Annotated in this window: 20 protein-coding genes and 1 tRNA gene; 7 read left to right on the forward strand and 14 right to left on the reverse strand. The window is 47.8% G+C overall.

From position 1 onward, the window contains the following. Window positions 1-44: 44 nt before the first annotated feature. From BMX44_RS05905 to BMX44_RS05920, 4 genes are all read right to left on the reverse strand, one after another. Window positions 45-926, reverse strand: coding sequence for a hypothetical protein (locus BMX44_RS05905; protein ID WP_090629410.1), 882 nt, complete (start codon window positions 924-926; stop codon window positions 45-47). A 76-nt stretch (window positions 927-1,002) separates the two neighbouring features. After that, a complete protein-coding gene (locus tag BMX44_RS05910) occupies window positions 1,003-1,419 on the reverse strand; it encodes a DUF4019 domain-containing protein (RefSeq protein WP_090629414.1) in 417 nt (138 codons plus the stop codon). 78 nt (window positions 1,420-1,497) lie between these two features. Then, window positions 1,498-2,577 (reverse strand): tRNA 2-thiouridine(34) synthase MnmA, encoded by a 1,080-nt coding sequence (gene mnmA, locus BMX44_RS05915; RefSeq protein WP_090629419.1) that lies wholly within the window; start codon window positions 2,575-2,577, stop codon window positions 1,498-1,500. A 9-nt stretch (window positions 2,578-2,586) separates the two neighbouring features. Beyond that, window positions 2,587-3,039, reverse strand: coding sequence for an NUDIX hydrolase (locus BMX44_RS05920; RefSeq protein ID WP_090629424.1), 453 nt, complete (start codon window positions 3,037-3,039; stop codon window positions 2,587-2,589). Window positions 3,040-3,418: 379 nt separating this feature from the next. Between BMX44_RS05920 and BMX44_RS05925 the strand changes: the two genes are divergently transcribed. The 3 genes from BMX44_RS05925 to BMX44_RS05935 all read left to right on the forward strand — a co-directional run bounded on the left by BMX44_RS05925 (window position 3,419) and on the right by BMX44_RS05935 (window position 5,469). Next, window positions 3,419-3,679, forward strand: coding sequence for a hypothetical protein (locus BMX44_RS05925; RefSeq protein ID WP_090629429.1), 261 nt, complete (start codon window positions 3,419-3,421; stop codon window positions 3,677-3,679). 144 nt (window positions 3,680-3,823) lie between these two features. Continuing rightward, window positions 3,824-4,336 carry a rhodanese-like domain-containing protein gene (locus tag BMX44_RS05930; protein ID WP_090629434.1) on the forward strand — a complete coding sequence of 171 codons (513 nt, stop codon included), beginning with the start codon at window positions 3,824-3,826 and terminating at the stop codon, window positions 4,334-4,336. Between the two features lie 173 nt (window positions 4,337-4,509). Continuing rightward, on the forward strand, window positions 4,510-5,469 hold the full coding sequence (locus BMX44_RS05935) for a L,D-transpeptidase family protein (RefSeq protein WP_090629438.1): 960 nt from the start codon (window positions 4,510-4,512) through the stop codon (window positions 5,467-5,469). 28 nt (window positions 5,470-5,497) lie between these two features. Here the strand turns inward: BMX44_RS05935 and BMX44_RS05940 are convergent, their stop codons facing one another. From BMX44_RS05940 to BMX44_RS17405, 10 genes are all read right to left on the reverse strand, one after another. Then, window positions 5,498-6,772, reverse strand: coding sequence for an MgtC/SapB family protein (locus BMX44_RS05940; RefSeq protein WP_090629442.1), 1,275 nt, complete (start codon window positions 6,770-6,772; stop codon window positions 5,498-5,500). Between the two features lie 11 nt (window positions 6,773-6,783). After that, entirely contained in the window at window positions 6,784-8,550 is a 1,767-nt protein-coding gene (recJ, locus tag BMX44_RS05945) for a single-stranded-DNA-specific exonuclease RecJ (protein ID WP_090629447.1), read from the reverse strand. A gap of 71 nt (window positions 8,551-8,621) precedes the next feature. Further along, window positions 8,622-9,467, reverse strand: coding sequence for a CorC family transporter (locus tag BMX44_RS05950; protein ID WP_090629451.1), 846 nt, complete (start codon window positions 9,465-9,467; stop codon window positions 8,622-8,624). Between the two features lie 167 nt (window positions 9,468-9,634). Then, window positions 9,635-10,105, reverse strand: a complete 471-nt coding sequence (ybeY, locus tag BMX44_RS05955) for an rRNA maturation RNase YbeY (protein ID WP_090629455.1) — start codon at window positions 10,103-10,105, stop codon at window positions 9,635-9,637. A 21-nt stretch (window positions 10,106-10,126) separates the two neighbouring features. After that, complete coding sequence (locus BMX44_RS05960) at window positions 10,127-11,122, reverse strand: PhoH family protein (protein WP_090629459.1); 996 nt, start codon at window positions 11,120-11,122, stop codon at window positions 10,127-10,129. A 73-nt stretch (window positions 11,123-11,195) separates the two neighbouring features. After that, entirely contained in the window at window positions 11,196-12,524 is a 1,329-nt protein-coding gene (gene miaB, locus BMX44_RS05965) for a tRNA (N6-isopentenyl adenosine(37)-C2)-methylthiotransferase MiaB (RefSeq protein ID WP_090629464.1), read from the reverse strand. Further along, complete coding sequence (locus BMX44_RS05970) at window positions 12,521-12,913, reverse strand: hypothetical protein (RefSeq protein WP_090629468.1); 393 nt, start codon at window positions 12,911-12,913, stop codon at window positions 12,521-12,523. Before BMX44_RS05970 ends, miaB begins: the two co-directional genes overlap by 4 nt. Before the next feature lie 62 nt (window positions 12,914-12,975). Then, window positions 12,976-13,051 (reverse strand) — tRNA-Met (locus BMX44_RS05975). A 150-nt stretch (window positions 13,052-13,201) separates the two neighbouring features. Next, the gene (gene typA / locus BMX44_RS05980) at window positions 13,202-15,013 is read right to left on the reverse strand and encodes a translational GTPase TypA (protein WP_090629472.1); all 1,812 of its coding nucleotides are present in this window, start codon (window positions 15,011-15,013) and stop codon (window positions 13,202-13,204) included. 341 nt (window positions 15,014-15,354) lie between these two features. Further along, the gene (locus BMX44_RS17405; RefSeq protein ID WP_281246242.1) at window positions 15,355-15,480 is read right to left on the reverse strand and encodes a hypothetical protein; all 126 of its coding nucleotides are present in this window, start codon (window positions 15,478-15,480) and stop codon (window positions 15,355-15,357) included. A gap of 363 nt (window positions 15,481-15,843) precedes the next feature. On the opposite strand from BMX44_RS17405, the gene BMX44_RS05985 reads away from it, so the two are divergent. From BMX44_RS05985 to metX, 4 genes are all read left to right on the forward strand, one after another. Next, complete coding sequence (locus BMX44_RS05985; RefSeq protein ID WP_090629476.1) at window positions 15,844-16,248, forward strand: PTS sugar transporter subunit IIA; 405 nt, start codon at window positions 15,844-15,846, stop codon at window positions 16,246-16,248. Further along, window positions 16,238-16,507 (forward strand): HPr family phosphocarrier protein, encoded by a 270-nt coding sequence (locus tag BMX44_RS05990; RefSeq protein WP_090629480.1) that lies wholly within the window; start codon window positions 16,238-16,240, stop codon window positions 16,505-16,507. Before BMX44_RS05985 ends, BMX44_RS05990 begins: the two co-directional genes overlap by 11 nt. Then, window positions 16,504-18,231, forward strand: a complete 1,728-nt coding sequence (gene ptsP / locus BMX44_RS05995) for a phosphoenolpyruvate--protein phosphotransferase (RefSeq protein WP_090629486.1) — start codon at window positions 16,504-16,506, stop codon at window positions 18,229-18,231. Before BMX44_RS05990 ends, ptsP begins: the two co-directional genes overlap by 4 nt. Window positions 18,232-18,424: 193 nt before the next feature. Beyond that, window positions 18,425-19,552: a homoserine O-succinyltransferase MetX gene (metX, locus tag BMX44_RS06000; RefSeq protein ID WP_090629491.1), complete on the forward strand. Its 1,128-nt coding sequence runs from the start codon at window positions 18,425-18,427 to the stop codon at window positions 19,550-19,552. Window positions 19,553-19,560 lie beyond the last annotated feature (8 nt).

Below are 19,560 nucleotides of genomic sequence, written 5' to 3' on the forward strand. Positions count from 1 at the left end.
GAAGAAAACCTGTTTTAAAGCTGACACATGGCGGCACGTAACAATCAGAAGCCGGCACCCAAATCCGTGCTCGGTACAAAACTGCCGTTGACATTGACCCAGGTTTCACCCGTATACGCATCCGTAATAAACGAAGCTGCAGTCGCAAAGCAATCTGATACACGCTGGCTGGTACTCGAAGAAACTGTTGAAACCGTCACCGGCGGATTGACACTTATACCCGGCACACTGGGTAAAGAAGCAAGCTGATTAGTCACATCAAAGCAGATGTCGCTGTTTACTACCAGATTGTCCGCGTCTTCCTGAGCATTGATGATACAACTGGATGAATCCTGCGCGAACGTATCCAGCGGATTCGGAAAACCAGGCAAATCGATTGTAATACCGGTCGTTTGAAATGACGTAATATTAACGGTGCTCAAAACAGAAATTCCTGTCGGCTGCGGAGGCGCGGGGGGTTCACAAAAATTGGTATTTTCAGAAGAGTCCGGCAGCGTAATACACTGTCCATTCGTCGTGATATTGACGATATTGCCATTCTGGGTAATCACCATACCCTGAGGAAGTTCAGCGGTGCTGTCACATGCAGGTACGCTGCCATTACCACCGGTTCCCTGTATCTGGGACAACAAGCCGGGAAGAGTGGCAATAAACGTCGGACTGTCCGTACCCCATGGCCCTCCCAGTACATATACCTCATCATTTTTGATCCCCGTGTAAATGCCTGTTGATGGATAAAACCTGAATGCCCAGGGATCTATCATCTGGGTCGTTCGATGCTCTGGAAAAAGTTCGGGGAAATTATTTTCAGCCCAGTTGAAAACTGTTTCAATTTCGTTGGTCGTCGCGGCGGCAACCGGATTGACGCTAAAAAGCAGCCCCAGCAAACACACTGCTGAGACCCAGACCCTTATGCATAGTTTCATCATACTCTCCTTTTAGAAACTCTATAAAAAACAAACGGTATAGTATCAATTCACAGGACATTGGTACTGAATGGTTTTATTTAACCGCATAGTCGGCAACCCGCCAGACAACATCCTTTTCTTTTGCGAGGGTGACCGTCTCCAATGCCAGCGTCCGTTCCTTGAATGTCGTATAGAACTGGAGCACAACATATTCTCCTTCCGGCAGACCGGACAGCTTTTTTGCCTGGCCAGCGGTCGCAATATATCTGGCTTCCATTGCACCAAGCGGTTTCCTGATCTCACCAGCTTTCTTGATCCAGGCGGATTCGGTCATTTTATTCCGAAAATGCTCAGAAGAATTTTTCCAGCTTTCAACGTAACGCCCCTCATCATTCAAACCCAGCCATGCACGTGCGCTACTTTCAATTTCTTCGAGAAAATCCTGTTCCGCTGCCGTGACTGTGCTTACAATCAACATCAACAACCACAGCATCACCATTTGCTTCAGCATTCGATACCTCAATGAGTCGTTCAATAATAAAAGGATACATAATATTTCCGATTCAAAACAAAACCAATATCGGAGGAGCTATTCGACTATGATGCCGCCCCCCAAACATATATTGCTTTCATAGACCACCACAGACTGCCCGGGTGTAACTGCCCATTGATCCTGCGCAAAGTCAATCCGGCATTCTGCACCATTGAATTCAGCAATGGTGCAGGGCGCATCTTTCTGGCGGTAACGGGTTTTGGCGGCATAGACCCAGTCACAGTGCGGTCTTTCACCGCTAACCCAGGTCAAATCTGTTGCCGCAAGAGACGGTTGCAATAAACTGGGGTGCTCGTGGCCCTGGACGACGATCAGTGCATTTTTTTCCATGTTCTTGCCGCAGACAAACCAGGGTTCATCAGTACCGTTGCGCGTCCCGCCGATGCCCAGCCCCTGTCTTTGCCCAATTGTATAGTACATGAGACCAAGATGTTTACCGACGATATCACCTTCGGGTGTCTGAATATCGCCCGGCTCGTGCGGCAAATAACGGCTCAGAAACTCCCGGAATGGCCGCTCTCCAATAAAACAGATACCTGTGCTGTCTTTTTTGGCGCTATTTGGCAATTTCAGGCTGCCGGCAATCCTGCGCACTTCACGCTTATATAAATGGCCAATCGGAAACAATGTCCTGGCCAGCTGTTGCTGGTTCAGACGGTGCAGGAAATAACTCTGGTCTTTGGTGCCGTCTTCTCCTTTAAGTAATTGAAATGTGCCGCCAAATGCCCTTACCTGTGCATAGTGGCCTGTGGCTATATAATCAGCACCCAATTGATGCGCATGATCCAGAAAAGCCTTGAATTTGATCTCGGCATTACATAGCACATCAGGATTGGGGGTGCGCCCGGCTTTGTACTCGGCCAGAAAATTTGAAAACACCCTGTCCTTATACTCATCTGAGAAATTCACCGTTTCAATAGGAATATCCAGTATATCCGCTACGGAGACTGCATCCAGAAGATCCTGCCGCGAAGAGCAGTATGTGTCCGTATCATCCTCTTCCCAGTTTTTCATAAACAAACCGGTAACTGCATATCCCTGCTGCTTGAGCAGGTAGGCCGCAACCGACGAATCAACACCACCCGACAAACCCACAATGACTTGCTTCTTTTTCATCACATCAAATCAGTTGTAATGCATCAATATTTCGAGTGGATAGCGATTTCCTGCAGAAAAATCCTGAATACACTGTTTTACGAGCGGGCTTCGATGACGCATGATCAATTCATCAATCTGCGACATTGCATACCAGCCCGCATTCACTATACATGCTTCACGCACGTAATCCGGGTCGAAATCCGAGACAAACCCTGAAAATGCAAAGCGCAGGTAAGTCGTATTATTGTCGCTGGAATGCCAGTGATATATACCTACCAGCCATTCGGGCGTAAACGTATAGCCCGTCTCCTCAAGTGTTTCTCTGGCAACAGCTTGAACCAGCGATTCACCTGCTTCCAGATGACCGGCTGGTTGGTTCAGTAATGGAACAGTCTCTGGTAACACGGTTTCTTCTACCAGCAGGAATTTGCCTTCTTGCTCAACTACAGCGGCAACGGTTACATTCGGTTTCCAAATCATTTTAGAGTAATGTGTAGTTAGTAATCTGTATACGTGTAGACGCTTAATTCTATCGGTATTTTTCGATTATCCGTCAAGTGTATCGTTTTTTGACACTCGGGACGGAATTTCTCGCTGACACACATATCAACATTCCGCCCGCAAATTCAACAAAGAACAACAGCCTAGACTGCAATTATATGGAGTGTTAATATTGCAAACGCAAAATAAAAAAGTAAAATAGTAAAGTGATATTTTATATCTGTCATATTGTCGTGGCCTTTATGTTACGGTCATGATTAAGGTATTCAAGCTTTAGTTATGGCATATCGCATTACCTGGGCGCAACCAGACAGGGTAAAGTGATTTTAAAAAATTAATTAAGGAGAGAGGAACTAAAATGAAAAAAATGGTAATTGCTGCGTTAGCCGCATTGTTTATTTTTGGCTCAACAACCACAATGGCCAGTGGAAATCTGGAATCTGAACTGACCCCGGTTTCAGCTGAAGATATTTTGAACTGGATGAACTGCAAAGACAAAAAGCCCACCGAAACGGTTAAAAGCATGACAAAAACGAAGGATGGAAAAATCGTTCGTGTAAATTGCGGGAAGGCACAGAAAATCGTTGCTGATGCCGATATACCTGTTAGTGAATATTGATTTTCACCCGGGTCTATATTTCCAGATATAGGCCCGATTCAGAATCTTTATCTGAATACTCGTATTTTCTTTCTCAAACTGCTTTTACCAGAAAATCCGCCCGAAAAATTTATTTTTCCTTTTCAGCATAGCAGTTGACCGGGTATGAGAACCATCAGATATATCACAAGTGTTTTTTTACTTGGTTTGACTGGCCTGGCCATAGCATGCGCGGTTTCATCATCAGTGTTCCTGAAAACTGCATACGCGCTGGTAGCAGTCCAATTCGGCGACATTCCCACCATTTCCAATAAATCGCTGTACCCGTTATTAGACAAAACAAATTCTGAACTTGTGCTCGTTGATGTTCGCACACCGGAAGAACGCCGCATTTCCGTAATACCGGGTGCTATCACCAAGGACGATTTCGAAGACAAACCCGCCAAATACCAAAACCGGACGATTGTTGTCTATTGCACGATTGGTTACCGCAGTGGCCAGTACACCCGTCAGTTGCGACAGCAGGGGCTTGATGCTTACAACCTGAGCGAGGGAATTCTGGGCTGGACACATATCGATGGCCAGTTAGTCAATGATCAACAACAGACCACCCGACAGGTTCACGTGTATAGCCGGCCCTGGAATCTGGCTGTAAAAAACCATACCGTAATTTTTTAGTGCATCAGGCATTGAGTGTTTAGTTACCTGACTTTACTATGATACAGACACTGTCTCTGTTGTTTTATAAAGTATCAACATAAAGCGGATTCTATTCACCTGTTTTAAACTAAAAATATCAGTTATTATTCGGCCTGTAACGATCTACTTCGAATAACAGGCAAAATAACGACATGGTTAGAATCTTTTTACTGTTTTTCACCTTTTTTATCTATTTTGCGTATACAACCGCGCGTGCTGAAACGTGGGTTCTGCCTCCTGAGGATATCGATATTTTTGGCCAGATACGCACAACTCAGGCTGGCCGCACGGACACGCTGCTTGATATTGCGCGCATGTATGACATTGGTCAAACCGAGATCGTACAGGCCAACCCCGATGTCGACCGCTGGATGCCTGAAGATGGTTCGACAGTGGTTTTACCCAGCAGGCATATATTCCCCATGGCTGATCGCAAAGGACTCGTCCTGAATCTACCGGAAATGCGTTTATATTATTTCCCGACGCCTGGAAAAGGTGAAAAGCCTGTGGTCATGACATTTCCGATCGGTATTGGCAGAATGGATTGGGAAACGCCGCTTGGTATATCACGAATTACCGAGAAAAAAAAGGATCCAACCTGGACACCTCCGGAATCCATCAAGAAAGACCGGATTGCCAATGGCGAACCGCCACTTCCCAATGTCGTGCCCCCTGGGCCTGACAATCCCCTGGGCCGCTACGCCATGCGGCTGAGCATTGGCTCTGGCAGTTACCTGATTCACGGCACGGTAAAACCTTACGGAGTTGGTATGCGTGTATCGTCAGGCTGCATCCGCTTGTATCCGGAAGACATCGAACACCTGTTTGGCAATGTTCCGGTCGGAACCCAGGTGAATATTGTCAATCAGCCAATCAAATTGGGCTGGCTTCTCAACCAGCTATATATCGAGCTGCATCCGCCGCTGGAAGAAGACGAAGCAAAGTATTCCGACTATCAGCAAAGCGTCTTTGATGCCGTCAATGAATTTCTGGCAAACAAAAAAAGCCAAAAGAATCTCTCCAGCAATTTTGAAATCGATTATGAAACATTAAAGCAGGCAATTCGGGAAAAAAAGGGTATTCCTGTTCTGATTTCTCGCACTCAGGCTTAATCTGGTAGATAGCCACACCAAAATACAGTTACAAAACAAGAACGATCAACGCCAGTCCGATACCTGCAGCGGTGGCGAGCATGCCGGTTGCGCAACGCCAGACAATGAATGAGTTGCCGATAAAAGCGATCAGGCCAATCTTAAAAGCAATATTAGATATGATACCCAGAGAAATAGCGGTTACCGTTTCGGCTGCTTCAAGCTTACCCAGTTCAAACAAGCGCAGGCTAGTCAGTGTAATGGCATCGACATCTGTCAAACCGGAAACGAGTGCAACAGCATACAAGCCGTGAACGCCGGCCACATCGGATAACCATGCCGCGAGAAACAACACAATGGCATACAATACCCCGAACCCTGCAGCCGTGCGCAACTCTGTCGGGTTATTGATTTCCGGTACGGGCATATCACTATGTTCACGAAGCCGATACCACCAGTATAGCGCAACACCAGTACCGAACAATAAACCGGCCCCCAGTACCGGCAGCAGTTGCGGCAATATATTGACCGAAACGACTGAACTGACGAACGTCAGACGAATCAAAACGGTCAGGTTGGCAATTAAAATAACTACAATTGCCAATTGCACGAAAGATTGACTGTTACTGCTCAATCTTGTGTATACGAGGGTGGTTGCCGTACTGGAGACCAGACCACCAAGCAAACCCAGCAATACCGCACCGTGACGTTCTCCTACCAATCGCAACGCCACATAACCTGACAGACTGACACCAGAAATCAATACCACCATCAGCCATATCTGATACGGATTTAAAGCCTGGTAGGGACCATATTCTTCATCGGGCAATACAGGAAGAATAATAAACGTCAGTACTGCAAACTGCAAAATAGAAACCAGATCACGCCGCCCCAGATTCTGGGTAATGCCATGCAGTTCCGCTTTGAAATACAACAATATTGTAGCAATAATGGCCAGCATGACTGCCAGAGTTGTATCGCCATACCAGACAATGGCCCCCAAACCGTAACATATTGCAATTGCAACAACAGTCGTTGTGCCCGGATCAGTAGCGCTTTCGGAGTTCGTGCGAATATAAGCAGTAATAGTCATTATTCCCACAATCAGCAACCCGCCTACCAGGAACCAGGGTGCGCCCGTTTTTTCCGACAACATGGCGGCGAGTGTGCCAAACATCGCAACCAGTGCGAATGTCCTCACTCCCGCTTTTGCAGCTGAACTGCGCTCTCGTTCAATACCGATCAGCAAACCTATTGCCAGGCTTGTTACAAAATGTGGCAGATGAAATAATTCACTGTCCTGAAATAATTCTTCTAAATTCATGCCATGTCATATTAACCGATTGGCTTTGTTTCCACTTGTGACCAGTGTTCAAGCAATAATTGAAGCATCGCTCTACCATTAAATTCATTAATCTGTAACCGGTACACTGCGTCGATCACATCGGGCAGCAAATCATTATGAAAAAATAAAATTGCATCATAACTGGAAGCGCTGTTTAAATCCTGTGCAGGCATGCTGCTTGAGGGTATTTTTCTAAGCTTTAATTTCAAATGCTTTTCTCCTACTACCCGTTGATTCTCAACATAAAAGCTAGCATTAAAAGTCGGTTGGGGAAACCCCTGCCCCCAAACCTGACGAGTCAGGTGTTGTGCCAGTTCCATATTCATGTCCGATTCATCCAGTTCGCCATCCGTTTCAATGACACGTGTCAGGTCTGCTTCGGTCAGCAAGGACTGGGCAGTTGCTTCGAAAGCTTCGCAGAACTGCACAAAACGTTCTGCGACAATCGTCAGGCCGGCAGCCGCAGCATGACCACCAAATTTTACAATGACTTCAGGATAACGTTTAGAAACCAGATCCAGTGCGTCGCGTAAATGAAATCCCGGTATCGAACGACCGGAACCTTTCATCTCGCCGTCATTTCCCGGCGCAAAAATTATAACCGGTCGATGGTATCTGTCTTTTATACGAGACGCCAGAATACCGATGACACCCTGGTGCCAGCTTTGATCAAACAGGCATACGCTGTAAGCAGACTGAATCCGCGCACTCTCGGCGTGCAGTGAACTTTCAAGCTTAGACAATGCGCTATCCTGCATATTCGACTCGATTTCACGGCGCCGTACATTGAGCGTATCCAGTTGCCGCGCCATTTGTTCAGCAGCACCGGCATCGTCTGTAATCAGACATTCGATTCCCAGTGACATGTCATCGAGTCGCCCGGCAGCATTAAGTCTGGGCCCGAGGATGAATCCCAGATCATACGTAGATGTCTGCTGTATTTTGCGTCCTGCAATTTTTAGCAGCGCATTAATTCCTGAGCAGGCAAGACCGGCCTGTATCCGCCTCAAACCCTGCTGAACGAGGATGCGATTATTATCATCGAGTTTGACAACGTCAGCCACCGTACCAAGCGCAACCAAATCCAGAAAGCTGGCAAGATTGGGTTCCTTGCCTGTGTCGAAAGCGCCCCGCTGTCGAAATTCGGCGCGCAGTGCCAGCATTAGATAAAAAATCACACCCACACCGGCGATATGTTTACTTGGAAATGGACATCCGGGTTGATTGGGATTGATAATGGCGGTCGCTTCAGGGAGCTCATCGCCGGGTAAATGGTGGTCGGTAATAAATACCTGCATTCCCAGCGCTTTTGCCGCCTGTACGCCATCGATACTGGCTATCCCGTTATCCACGGTGATCAGTATGTCAGGCCGCGAAGTGGTATATGCAAGATCAACAATCTCGGGCGTCAGGCCATAACCATATTCAAACCGGTTCGGCACCAGATAACCGACATCGGCCCCCATCATGCGCAATATCCTGATTCCAACGGCGCAGGCAGTTGCGCCATCAGAATCATAATCGGCAATTATGAGCAGACGCTTTCGGGCTTCGATCGCGTCAGCCAGCAAACCAGCCATCAAGTGAATATTTCTAATTTGATCAAATGGAAGCAGACGCGCAAGCGCCATTTCAAGTTGTGCAGAATTAACGATGCCACGCGCTGCGTAAATTCGCGCCATAACCGGTGGCAATCCACCACGGTGCAGTGACTCAAACGCCAGGGAATCATAGGTACGTGTAGTAATTTTTGGCATTGACCAGTCTTCATCATTCACGCTTCAGGAAAGCGTTGATCGCGTTTCAAAAAACGGGGAGCATGAACTCCCTAAGCAACCGACTCAGATTCTGGCGGCAATTTTTCGACTTTCAGGATATGCAGTCTGCGACTGTCTGCACGCAGCACCGTAAATTTAATATTTTCGATGACAACAAATTCACTCCGGCTTGGCAAACGCCCGAATTTACTAAGAACGAGCCCGCCGACCGTATCAAAATCATCATCGCTGAAATTGGCCCCCACGATCTCGTTGAAATTGTCTATCTCCGTGATCGCCTTGATCCGGTAACTGCCAGTCTGCTCCTGTACGATATTATCTTCGTCTTCATCAAAATCATATTCATCTTCGATTTCACCGACGATCTGCTCGAGCACGTCTTCGATAGTAATCAATCCCGCAACACCTCCGTACTCATTGACGACAATTGCAATATGATTCCGGTTTTTACGAAAATCTTTGAGCAATATATTGAGTCGCTTTGATTCGGGAATGAAAACAGCCGGACGCAGCATATCGCGCAGATTGAATTCTTCTTCGCCTGCATAGTAGCGCAGCAAATCCTTGGCCAGCATGATACCGATAACATTGCCCTCGCTTCCCTCGGTGACGGGAAACCGCGAATGCGCAGTTTCTATCACAAACGGAATAATTTCTTCGGGTGTCTGGCTGATATCGATGACATCCATTTGAGAGCGTGGAATCATGATATCCCGTGCCTGCATTTCTGACACCTGCATGACGCCCTCGATCATGCTGAGCGCATCCGAGTCAAGCAAATTTCGTTCAAAAGCTGAATGCAATAATGCTATCAACTGTTTCCGGTCTTCAGGTTCACGCATGAGCATTGCGCCAACACGCTCAAGCCAACCCGTTTTAGGCCAGGGATCATCCATATTTGATTGCTATCTGATTGTTAAAGTATATATTACAGGTTGCCGGAAAATTAGTCGCGTTTATCGCTACCACCATAAAACAGATTCAGACAATTTATTTGTCCGGTACGAATATCGTTCCTTGTGTATCACTTGTACGAATCAATCCTTGTAACAGTATTCGAAAATCAATTTGAAACAGCCATCTCGCTTGATACTACATAGGGATTCTGTAAACCCAGCGTTGCGAGGATATCGATTTCCCTGCTTTCCATGTGCTGTGCATCATTCTCATCAATATGATCATAACCTTGCAGATGTAATACGCCATGAACGGTCATATGCGCATAATGCGCCATCAACGGTTTATGCTGTTCCAGCGCCTCCCGCTCAATCACTGGCGCGCACAACACAATGTCGCCGGACAGTGGATCGGTATCGTCATAAACGAAGGTTAATACGTTAGTCGCGTAATCTTTGCCGCGATAACGGCAATTCAAATCACGACCTTCAGCAATATCCACCACACGGATTGTAATCTCTGCTTCCTGCTCAAGCGCAAGCTTCGTCCAGCGTCTGAACTGTGTCCGTGCTGGTAATGTTCCCACAATCGATCGCTCGACTGCGAATTGCACATCAAGTTGGAAAGATTGCTGCATCGTCAATTGAATAATACGTAATTACTCGGCATCTTTATGTTTTAAATCATGCATCTCATATGCATTAACGATGCGTTGAACGAGCGGGTGCCTGACAACATCCTCTGAATCAAATTGGGTAAATGCAATGCCCCGTATATCCTTCAACACTTGCCTGACTTCCGACAGACCACTTTTCTGATGCTTGGGCAGATCAATTTGGGTAACATCGCCGGTGATCACGGCTTTGGAGCCGAAACCTATACGCGTCAAAAACATTTTCATTTGTTCCGGCGTGGTATTCTGCGCCTCATCCAGAATGATAAATGACTGATTCAGTGTACGGCCACGCATAAAAGCCAACGGCGCTATTTCAATCACCTGACGATCAAATTGCTTGCTGGTTTTGTCAAACCCCATCAGATCATACAGTGCATCATACAGCGGGCGAAGATAGGGATCCACTTTCTGCGTCATATCACCTGGAAGAAAGCCCAGTCGTTCACCGGCTTCGACTGCGGGTCTGACCAGAACCAGACGCGACACCTGTTCCCGCTCCAGTGCATCGACCGCGCTGGCAACTGCCAGATAAGTTTTTCCGGTACCCGCCGGCCCGATGGCGAAAGTTATATCGTGATTCTGAATTTGCTGAAGATATTGCGTCTGCCGCTGCGTGCGCCCATATAAACCAGTCCGCCGGGTCTTCAGCGCCGGTGACGCCTTTTCCATATCGGAAGTATCGTCTTCGCTGATTCGGGTATGGTTCCTCCAGGGATTCTTGGCCTCAATCAGACCGAGTTGAATCTGTTCACGACTCAGATGCTGGCGGGATTGATTGTAAAAACGACGCAGTACCTGTGCTGCCAATTGTGTCTGGTCAGAGGCACCTTGTAAGCTGAAATGCTCGCCACGCCGGGAAATGGTTACATCAAGCGCGGTTTCAAGCTGTTTCAGGTTCTCGTCAAGCGCTCCGCACAAGTTTGCCAGCCGTTGATTGTCTGCGGGGGTAAATGAAATTTCTATGGGTTTTTGTTTCAATGTCAGGTACTGCTGTTAAGACAATACAATTCTCTCAGCAGAATGCAAACTTTGCAAGTAAAATGCACGCGTTCTAACCATCCAATACTTCACCACGCAGGGAATGTGACAATGCATCGGTAATCCGAACATCGATAAACTGGCCGATCAGCGCTTTATTACCGGCAAAATTTACAACGCGGTTATTATCCGTTCTGCCAAAAATTTCACTGCTATCCTTCTTGGAAACGCCTTCAACCAAAATGCGTTGTTTACTGCCGACCATACGCTGACTGATTTTCCGGGATTGTTGATGGATTTGCGACTGCAGACGCTGAAGTCGTTCAAGCTTGACTGAATGCGGCGTGTCATCAGGCAAATCAGCAGCAGGCGTACCCGGACGGGCACTGTAAACAAAACTGAATGAATCGTCAAAATTGACTTCCTCAACCAGACTCATCGTCGCTTCGAAGTCACTTTCTGTTTCACCGGGAAAGCCGATGATAAAATCGGATGACAGTGAAATTTCCGGCCGCACCGTCCTCAGCCGACGAATAATTGACTTATATTCAAGCACACTGTACCCGCGCTTCATTGCAGCCAGCACACGATCAGAACCGGACTGCACCGGCAGATGCAAATGGCTGACCAGTTTGGGCAACGCGCTGTATGCTTCGATCAAGCGCGCAGTAAATTCCTTTGGATGTGAAGTGGTATACCGAATACGTTCAATACCGGGAATATCGTGGATACATTCAAGCAGCAAGGTAAAATCTGCGATATCGCCGTCATCCATCACGCCTAGATAAGCATTGACATTCTGTCCGAGCAGTGTAATTTCCTTGACGCCCTGGTCTGCAAGCACGGCAATTTCGGTCAATACGTCAATTAGCGGTCTGGACACTTCTTCGCCGCGCGTATACGGCACAACGCAGAAACTGCAGTACTTGCTGCAACCTTCCATAATGGATACAAAAGCTGTCGCACCTTCAGTGCGTGCCGGCGGCAGATGGTCGAATTTCTCAATTTCCGGAAACGTAATATCCACCTGGGACAGTCCGGTTGTTTTGCGCTGTTCTATCATCTCCGGCAGCCTGTGCAATGTCTGCGGACCAAAAACAACATCAACAAACGGCGCCCGGTTGATAATTGCTTTTCCTTCCTGGCTGGCAACACAACCGCCGACGCCGATGAGAAGATCCGGATTCTTCGCTTTCAAATGCTTGACGCGTCCAAGATCGTGAAAAACCTTTTCCTGTGCTTTTTCTCTTACCGAACAGGTATTAAACAGGATCAGATCCGCCTGTGCCGGATCGTCGGTTGGCTCCATGCCATGTGCAGCATACAGCACATCGGCCATCTTGTCCGAGTCGTACTCGTTCATCTGGCAGCCAAAAGTTTTGATATAAAGTTTGTTGCTCACTGAAAGAATGGAATAGAAAATTTTTTTTGTGGATTTTGTTTCTTAAGCAGCTTTTCCTCATCCTGCGCCAGTTTAGTCTCATCCGGCGTCAAGAACCAGACACGATGCAATAACCCCATATTGTCCATCTGATACCGAATATAGCCTTTATGATCTTTTTTCGTCAGCATCGGCGGCATGACCAGCAGGTTATGACGGTCCCGGATTTGTCCGCCAGCGCCCATTATCAAAGTTACCTTGTCGATCTTGAATTCGGGATACGAATGGGACTTCAGCTTGCCAAATCTACTGTCTATGGGAAAGCTTCTGGCAACTTGCGCATAGCCATCACTGATCACAAAAACCAGCCCAATCATGAGAATGCACTCCAGCGCGCGCTTTTTGTTCATGCTGTTCAGAACACTCAATCCAAGACGTTCAAGCGTTTAAAATTCAAAAAGATAGTACCGGATGGTGGCGAATCAGGGATTTGAACCCCGGACCAACGGATTATGATTCCGCTGCTCTAACCACTGAGCTAATTCGCCACACGTAAAGACAAGAGGCAGCATTTTGCCTATGAGCAGTTAGCTTGTCAAGACCAAACACGTGAAATGACAAGGGCTTATCTGCCACGTACTTCCAGCTTAACAAGTTTTCCGTACACAATTCGGACTCGTGTGTTTCGAATTGGTTCCTCAGGCAGCCGCACGTGATGCACGTTTGCGTTCATGCTCAAGCAGTAATTTCTTGCGGATACGTATGGTTTTTGGTGTAATTTCAACAAGTTCATCATCAGCAATAAACTCAATAGCCGATTCCAGCGTCAACTGTATTGGTGGCGTCAACACAACGGCCTCGTCACTGCCCGACGCACGGAAATTAGTCAGCTGCTTGCCCTTGATGGGGTTTACAACCAGATCATTGTCCCGGCTGTGAATGCCAATCACCATACCCTCATACAAACGATCACCCGGATTGACAAACATTCGGCCGCGGTCCTGAAGCTTCCAGAGCGCATAAGCTACCGCCTCTCCATGCTCGCCTGAAATCAGCACGCCGTTACGGCGTGGCGGAATCTCTGAACGCATCGGCGCGAATTCATCGAAAACATGACTGATCAAACCGGTGCCACGCGTCATTGTCATGAACTCCGACTGAAAACCGATCATGCCGCGCGCGGGAATGCGGTAATCAAGGCGCACACGCCCTTTACCATCCGAAACCATATCCTGTAACTCACCGCGCCGTTCGCCGAGTGCTTCCATCACAGCACCCTGGTGCCCCTCCTCGACATCGACCGTCAACATCTCAAACGGCTCACACTTTTCACCGTCGATTTCGCGCACCACCACCCGCGGGCGTGATACCGCCAGTTCATAACCTTCACGCCGCATATTCTCGAGCAAAATCGTCAAATGCAGCTCGCCCCGGCCCGAGATCAGAAAAGCATCGGTATCGCCCGTTTCTTCCATGCGCATGGCGACGTTGGTCAGCAATTCTTTTTCCAGCCTTTCGCGCAGTTGCCGGCTGGTCACAAATTTTCCTTCCTGTCCGGCAAATGGCGATGTGTTGACCTGAAACGTCATTGATATTGTGGGCTCATCCACCATACTGATCGGCAGCGCCTCGGGTTGATCAATATCGGCAATGGTTGTCCCGATACTGAGTTCTTCAATGCCGTTGATCAGCACAATATCGCCCGCCAGCGCCTCGCTCACCTGCTCACGTTCAAGTCCCCGGAAACATAGCACCTGGTTGATTTTCTTTTTCGCTTTGTTGTCACCGGTCATCACCAGGACCTCCTGACCGGGCCTCAATCTTCCGCGCCGAATGCGCCCGACACCGATACGCCCGACAAAACTGGAATAATCCAGCGTACTGATCTGTAACTGCAGCGGTCCGTCCGGATCGCCCTCGGGGGCGCTGACATGTTTAACGATAGTGTCAAACAATGGGCGCATATTATCACCCGGTTCGGCACCATCCAACGAGGCATAGCCGTTCAATGCCGAGGCATATACCACCGGGAAATCAAGCTGAACATCGTTGGCACCCAGTTTATCGAACAGATCAAATGTCTGATCAATGACCCAGTCCGGACGAGCGCCCGGTCGATCCACCTTGTTAACGACCACAATAGGATTCAATCCAAGCGCGAGGGCTTTTTTGGTCACAAAACGCGTCTGCGGCATTGGCCCTTCCACGGCATCAACCAGCAACAATACACCATCGACCATCGACAACACGCGCTCGACTTCACCGCCAAAATCCGCATGTCCTGGTGTATCGACAATATTGATATGACATCCCTCGTAATCAATCGCGCAGTTCTTGGACAGAATTGTTATTCCGCGTTCACGCTCCAGATCGTTCGAATCCATCACCCGCTCGGAAACCTGTTGATGCGCAGCAAATGTCCCTGCCTGATGCAATAGCTTGTCAACCAGTGTTGTTTTGCCATGATCCACGTGGGCAATGATCGCGATATTACGGATAGAGCGAGACATACAATAATTCCTCAAAAATAAAGCTGTTACAGATGATTTACTGGGGTGAAATTATACCAGTCGAAGACAGGTGAGGCCAATGTGTATTAAATTCTAATGGCGAGACACAACGAAATTACCGAAGATATATCTGGAAAAGTATACAGGCAAAACCAAGCTAGCAGTACAAGCCTTGCCCTTTACTCTTTCACTGGTTGTCACAGAGCTCCACATGGAATACCTGGCGTGATTTATCACAGACTTCTTCTGCGTCAGTATCCAGTAACCACCTCCTGTCATTTTTTCACTCAATTCATAATTAATTGAGTCAGGACCGAGCCTCTTTGCAAGATGCGCTTTTTTTACTTGATATTAGTTAAAACAGAAAGTTCTTGAAAACAATTAATGCCTCCAGCGCCACCCATACCAATAAATAAAAACCCTTTAAGTACTTTGACTTCGAATTCAACAAACATGGCATTATTCATATGCAAAATTAGTAACATGAATGATTCATAGTGCAGCCAGAACTCACCGATGGTGTGTACCAATTTGACGATGAATTATTATTCATCGGCCAGTTATCGATTTCATATAGCAATTGATCAAACCTCGAGCCAGGTTATTGATTGGTGCATGGAACAGCGGTCAGTTCAAAACTTACCCATACAATTTGAATTTTCTTTTTTTTGTTTAAAACCGATCATTCAATACCATAGATTTTTCATAAATTACCTGGGCTGCAGCCATTTCATACGAACATCGATATCAGTTAATAAATAGTATGTGCATTACAAGCAGTGATAAAATTCAATCATTTTCTTTATTTCCAAATCAGGATTAAGCCTCGCATGATCGGAATACTTGTGGTAACCCATGAACAGCTTTGCGAACATCTGATACGCTGCGCCTGTCACGTTCTGGGAGAACGGCCTGCGCAATTGCAGTCTTTGGGCGTTTTTGTCGAAAACGACCCGGACGACGTATTGATCAACATGCGCACGCTGATACAAAAACTAGATACAGGGGAAGGCGTTTTGATTCTTTGCGATATCCTGGGTGCAACACCGTGCAATATTGCAAGCCGGCTGATACAGCGCGACCATGTTGCCTGTATTACGGGAATCAACCTGCCGATGCTGGTAAGGGCATTGACTTATCGTCATGAAACCCTGGCGGCCACAGTCAACAAAGCGCTGGATGGCGGCAAAAATGGTGTTGTTGAAATTTCTGCAGGAAACGGTCATGCAGCTTAAAGAAGTCGAGATAGTGAACAAACTGGGATTGCATGCGCGCGCATCCGCAAAACTGACCAAGCTTGCCAGTCAATACCCTTGTGAAGTCTGGATAAGCGGCAACAATCGCCGCGTCAATGCAAAAAGCATTATGGGCGTAATGACACTGGCTGCCAGTAAAGGAACACTCATCCAGATAGAAACCTCGGGCGAGAAAGAATCCGAAGCTTTGAACGCACTTGTGGCATTGGTCGAGAACTATTTCGGGGAAGGGGAATGAGCTTTATCCTGCATGGCATCGGCGTGTCCGGCGGCATTGCGATCGGACATGCCCATTTAACGGCTCCCACTACGCTTGAAGTGATACATTACCTGATTCCCAAAAGCCAGATCAACAAGGAAATCAAGCGGCTTGACCAGGCTTTCTCTACCGTGCGGGCGGAGTTCGAGGCGTTACAATCGTCCGTTACCGATGGGCCGGCGCTGGCCGAATTCAGCGCGTTTCTGGAATTGCATCACATGATTCTGGACGATCCGACACTCACGGACGCAACACGCGATATCATTGAACAGACACAGTGTAATGCGGAATGGGCGTTGACCCAGCAAAAAGAAGTACTGCTCGCACAGTTTGAAGCGATCGACGATGCTTATTTGCGTGAACGCAAAACCGACGTCGAGCAGGTGGTGGAACGGATACTCAAGGCGTTGCTCGGATACCCCGGTTATCGTCCGCCGCCATCCAAACATCTCGGCGACCACGTTCTGGTGGCGTATGACTTGAGCCCGGCGGATATTATGCAGTACAAACCGCACCAGTTCATTGCCTTTTTAACGGACATGGGCAGTCTGACGTCACACACCGCCATCGTTGCCCGCAGCCTGAATATTCCCTCGGTGGTTGCCCTGCACCATGCGCATCAGCTGATTCTGGAAGGCGACTGCCTGATTGTCGACGGCAGCCAGGGGGTCATTATTGTCAATCCGGACAAATACGTTCTGGATGAATACCGCTTGCGGCAAAGCCAGCTGGAACTGGAAAAACAGAAACTCAAGCGGCTCAAAAGTATTAAGGCAGTTACTATTGACGGTACCGGAGTCGACCTGCTCGCAAATATCGAACTGCCGAGTGATCTGGAACAGGTCAAGGAAAATGGTGCAGCCGGTATCGGCCTTTTCCGGAGTGAATTTTTGTTTCTGAACCGGAATGATCTGCCTGATGAAGATGAACAATTTGAGGCCTACCGTGCCGTAGCCACTGAAATGGATGGAAAACCGGTAACGATACGCACTTTTGATCTTGGCGCAGACAAAAATCTGAAACATTGCGTGCCGACTGCAGTCAATCCCGCGCTGGGATTGCGCGCCATTCGTCTGAGCCTGTCAGAAACGCAGATGTTTCATACGCAGTTAAGGGCAATTTTACGTGCCTCCAAATACGGACAGATAAAGATTCTCATCCCCATGCTGTCCAACGCCACAGAAGTTTTTCAGACACTGCACCTGATAGAGCACGCGAAACAATCGCTGCACAACGACGGCATCGATTTCGACGAGCACATTCAGGTTGGCGGCATGATCGAAATCCCTGCAGCCGCACTGAGCCCCGAAATTTTCCTGCAGAAGCTTGACTTCCTGTCGATAGGCACGAATGATCTGATTCAGTACACGCTGGCGGTGGACCGGGTCGATGATGCTGTCGCATATTTGTATGACCCATTTCATCCGGCAGTGTTATGGCTGATTTCGCGTGTCATCCAGACCGCCAACCGGTCTAAAAAACCCGTGTCGATCTGTGGCGAAATGGCTGGTGACATACAGTTTACACGTTTGCTGCTGGGTATCGGTTTAACGCAGTTTTCTATGTATCCCGCGCAACTTTTGCTGGTTAAAAACCAGATTCTCAAAAGCAATCTTCCCGACATCAGGCCGCTCGCGCATAAAATTATCCGCACTACTCATCCGGAAAAAATGCACGACCTCCTGACCAGACTGAATAGCTGATACACAGTCGCCGCACTCACTTTACCCCTTCTGCAAATATTATTAACGTCCCGTATTTCTAAGCAGAGATTTCTGGTGTTACGCGGCCAATGCAGGCCTGAACACTAGTCTATTCGCATTTATTGGCGCTATAATGTTCAGTTCTAATCTGGTCGTCCCTTTTTGAATTTTTGTATTTTTTGTTTATAAATAAATGCCCGAATCAAACTCAGTCGGTATCGTAACGCCACAGTATGTGCATATCGACAAACCACTCGAATTGAAAAGTGGTACGGTAATCAGCAGCTACAATCTGGTATACGAAACCTACGGCACGCTCAATGCCGAGCGCTCAAATGCTGTTCTGGTATGCCACGCGCTTTCCGGTAACCATCATGTGGCCGGTGTCTATGAAGACAAGCCAAAAAGTACAGGATGGTGGGACAATATGGTCGGACCGGGCAAACCCATTGATACCGACAAGTTCTTTGTCATCGGCATGAATAATCTGGGCGGCTGTCACGGTTCTACCGGACCAGCCAGTATTGACGCCAGAACAGGCAAACATTACGGCGCAAATTTTCCGATTGTCACCGTTGAAGACTGGGTCGAAACCCAGGCGCAGCTCGCAGAGCACCTCGGCATTCATCAATTTGCCGCTGTTGTTGGCGGCAGTCTGGGTGGTATGCAGGCGCTGCAGTGGACGCTCGATTATCCTGATAAAGTACGCCATGCACTGGTTATCGCAGCCGCAGCAAAACTCACCGCCCAGAATATCGCATTTAACGATGTCGCCCGCCAGGCGATACTGACAGACCAGGATTATTACGGCGGCGACTATTATTCCTACAACACCCTGCCCCGACGTGGATTGCGGCTGGCACGCATGCTGGGACACATTACTTATCTTTCGGATCATTCAATGGCGTCCAAATTCGGGCGCGAACTCAGGGACGGAAAATTCTCATTCGGATATGATGTCGAATTCGAAATCGAATCATATTTGCGTTACCAGGGAGACAAATTTACCGATCTGTTCGACGCCAACAGCTATCTGTTAATGACCAAGGCACTGGATTATTTTGATCCCGCCAACGCCTATAACGGTGATCTGATAGCAGCATTCAAAGCAGCCCGGGCCAGCTTCCTGGTACTGTCATTCACTACAGACTGGCGTTTTTCACCTGAGCGTTCACGGGATATCGTCGAGGCACTGCTGGATAACAATATCAATGTCAGTTACGGCGAAATCACATCGACGCACGGGCATGATTCCTTTTTAATGAACGATGCCTACTATCACCAGCTGGTGCGCACATACATGAAAAATATCGAGGTTTAACCGCAGGA

Origin of the sequence: Nitrosomonas marina (genome assembly GCF_900110145.1) — a bacterium.
Classification (GTDB): domain Bacteria; phylum Pseudomonadota; class Gammaproteobacteria; order Burkholderiales; family Nitrosomonadaceae; genus Nitrosomonas; species Nitrosomonas marina.